Origin of the sequence: Campylobacter showae (assembly GCF_963515975.1) — a bacterium.
In the GTDB taxonomy this organism is placed as follows: Bacteria; Campylobacterota; Campylobacteria; order Campylobacterales; family Campylobacteraceae; genus Campylobacter_A; species Campylobacter_A showae_F.
This window is the reverse complement of the sequence record NZ_CAUPZM010000046.1, coordinates 1-3,252: the sequence shown is the minus strand read 5'-3', so window position 1 is coordinate 3,252 and position 3,252 is coordinate 1. Positions and strand designations below refer to the sequence as shown.

Sequence of the window (3,252 nt, the reverse complement as noted above, 5' to 3'; positions counted from 1 at the left end):
GAGCGCTTGAATGGCATTCAAGAGGTCGGCGGTTCGATCCCGCTTAACTCCACCATACTAATATCTAATATTATTAACCTTTAAAAAATCCCTGAGCGCTTCGTATTCGCCGTTTTCAAAATATCGCCATTTACCGGGCTTTAGCATACCAAGATCTACGCGACCGAAACTAACGCGTTTTAGATCCATTACCTCAAGGTCGAAATAGCCGAAAAAGCGGCGTAGTTCACGGTTTTGTCCCTCGTTTATCACGACTTTTAGCTTCGTAAAGCCGCCGCTCGAGCCAAAAATTTTATAGTCCAAAAACGGCTTAAATTCCATCGATTTTATCGCGGTTTTAGCATGCGCGCCCTTGGTAGCGTCCGCGGCAAAAAAGCCATCATTCATCGCCGTTATAACCTCAGGCGTTATCTCGCCTTTTACCTTTAGATAGTATTCGCGCTCTACGTCGCTGTTCATCAGCGCAGTCGCGATCGCCGGGGCGTCCGTTAGTAAAAGTAACCCCTCGCTAGCGTAGTCAAGTCGCCCGATACTAACAAATTTAGCAAACTGTCGGTCCAAACTATCATAGATCGTTTTACGTCCGCGGTCGTCTTTTTTACTAACCAGCTCGCCTTTTTGTTTGTGATAAACGATCACGGTAAATTCTTTTTTTAGCCTCACTATTCGGCCGTTTATCTTTACTTTGTCTTCATCGCTAACGCTAGTAGCTAGCTCGCTAACTACGCGGCCGTTTACGCTAACTTTGCCCTGCTTTATGAGCTCGTCGGCCTCTCTACGCGAATAACTCGTGTTATGCGATATAAATTTATTTAGTCTGTTTTTTTGCATTTTATAGTCCTAAATTTGCAAGGTCGTGGATGTGCAGAACGCCCACAGGCACGCCGTTTTCCACGACGGCTAGGAGTTGGATCTTGTAGCGCTCGATAAGCGCTAACGCATCAATCGCTAACATATCTTTATCGTTTAGCTCTTTTGGCTTTAGCGTCGCGTATTTGATCGCGGCATCGTTTAGATCAAAGTCCTCTCTCATCAGCGCGCGCCTAAGGTCTCCGTCGCTTAAAATAGCGTCCAAAACTCCGTCTTTATCCACGATGAGAACGGTGCCGAGTTTGCCGTGCGTCATAGTATCGATCGCCTGCTTTAGGCTCGCATTCCAGCGCACTATCGGTAAATTTTCGCTTCGCATCACGTCTTTTACCTTTAAAAATAGCCTCTTGCCGAGACTTCCACCGGGATGAAAATTTGCAAAATCCTCTTTTTTAAATCCGCGCTTTTCCATCAGACAAACGGCTAACGCATCGCCTAAGGCTAACGTTAGCGTCGTCGAGCTAGTCGGCGCGGCGTCCAGCGGGCAGGCCTCCTTGCTAACGTCAAGTTTCACGAACGCGTCACTAAATTTGCCCAGCGTGCTAAATTTATCCCTAGCCATCGCAACTATCGGTACGCCGAAACGCTGTACGTGAGGCAGGATTTTGGTTAACTCCTCGCTCTCGCCGCTAAAGCTGATAGCTAGCAGCGTATCGTCCTTGCCGATCATACCCAGATCGCCGTGCATCGCCTCGGTCGGATGCATGAAAAAGCTAGGCGTGCCGGTACTAGCAAGCGTAGCGGCGATCTTGGCGCCGACGTGTCCGCTCTTGCCCACGCCCGTGACTACGACTTTGCCTTTGGTTTTATATAAAACCTCAACCGCTTTTTCAAATTCGCCGTCTAAAATCTCGGCATTTCTCATTAGCTCGTTAGCTTCCGTTTTTAGCACGTTAGCGGCTATTTTGATTGTATCGCTCATTTTGCGCCCTTACATCAGGTATATGATCGGCACGATGGTCGGGTATTTTTTGACTTTTCTAAAGATATGTTTACGGATGACCTGGCGCACCTGTCCCTCGAGCATCCTACCGTCTTTCAAAAGCTCCTCTTTGACGTTGCTTAGATACTGCTCTAGCACGCCCTCCATCTCTTTTCTAAATTCGCCGTCTTGTTTATCGCCAACCAGACCGTAGCTGATGACGCGAGGTTTGTTTATGAGCTTAGCACCGTGGCGAGAAATTTGCGCGATGATCATCACGACACCCGCTTCAGCCAAATTTTGGCGGTCGATCACGACATCGTCTGAAATTTGCTTGTTGATTTGGTTATCGATAAATACCTTGCCTGTTTTTACCGTCTTGACGCGCTTCATGTATTTTTGGCAAATTTCTATCTGATCGCCGTCGCTCATCAGGTAGATATTTCGCTCATCCACGCCACATGCCACGGCCGTTTCTTTATGCTTTGCGATGTGGTTGTACTCGCCGTGGACGGGAAGGAAAAATTTAGGCTTTATTAGGCGCAGCATCAGTTTTTGCTCCTCTTGCGCGGCATGACCGCTCACGTGTATCTCGCTAAAGTCCTGATACGCGACGCTAGCACCTGATTTGATGAGGAAATTTAGCACAGTCGAGACGCTGCTTTCGTTGCCAGGGATCGCCTTTGAGCTGATGATGATCTGATCGGTCGGCTTTATTTTGATGTATTTGTGCTCGTCGGTAGCCATGCGGTATAGCGCGCTCATGGTCTCGCCCTGAGAGCCGGTGGTGACTATTAGCACTTCGTTATCTTTAAATTTGCCGACTTCGTTTGCGTCGATGAAAATTTTCTTATCGAGTTTGATATAGCCAAGCTCCATCGCCGTGTAGAGGTTGCGCTCCATGCTACGGCCGATGACGCAGACCTTGCGGTTGTATTTTAGTCCCCAGTCGATCGCCTGATAGACACGGTGGATGTTGGAGCTAAACGTGCTCATTATCACGCGGCCTTTAGCTTTTGAGAAAATCGCGTCAAAGGTCTTGCCTACGCTGCTTTCGCTTTTTGTAAATCCCTCGCGGTAGCTGTTTGTGCTGTCGCTCATCAGGCACAGCACGCCGCGCTCGCCGTAGTATGCGAGTCTGCCAAGATCTGTTGGGTAGCCGTCGATCGGCGTGTGGTCGATCTTAAAGTCGCCCGTATGAATGATGGTGCCTGCCTTTGTCGTGATGGCAAGTGCGCTGGCGTCGATGATAGAGTGAGTGATATGTATCCACTCGACCTCAAAGTCCCCTATCAAATACGGCTTGCGCTTTTCGACCGAGCGGAAAAGCGAACGCTCCTGCTTTAGCCCGTGCTCTTCAAATTTGTTATTTATCATACCAAGCGGTAGCGGCGTGGCGTAAATCGGAAATTTAAACTCTTTATAAAAGTAGGGCACCGCGCCGATATGATCCTCGTGTG

Annotated in this window: 3 protein-coding genes; all 3 read right to left on the bottom strand. The window is 48.6% G+C overall.

Features of this window, described 5'->3' with window-relative positions:
- Window positions 1-57 precede the first annotated feature (57 nt).
- Entirely contained in the window at window positions 58-831 is a 774-nt protein-coding gene (locus RWM02_RS10530) for a pseudouridine synthase (RefSeq protein WP_314072076.1), read from the bottom strand.
- A 1-nt stretch (window position 832) separates the two neighbouring features.
- The gene (locus tag RWM02_RS10525) at window positions 833-1,792 is read right to left on the bottom strand and encodes a KpsF/GutQ family sugar-phosphate isomerase (RefSeq protein WP_314072074.1); all 960 of its coding nucleotides are present in this window, start codon (window positions 1,790-1,792) and stop codon (window positions 833-835) included.
- A gap of 9 nt (window positions 1,793-1,801) precedes the next feature.
- Window positions 1,802-3,252 (bottom strand): ribonuclease J (locus RWM02_RS10520; RefSeq protein ID WP_314072071.1); only part of this gene is annotated, 1,451 nt, incomplete at its 5' end.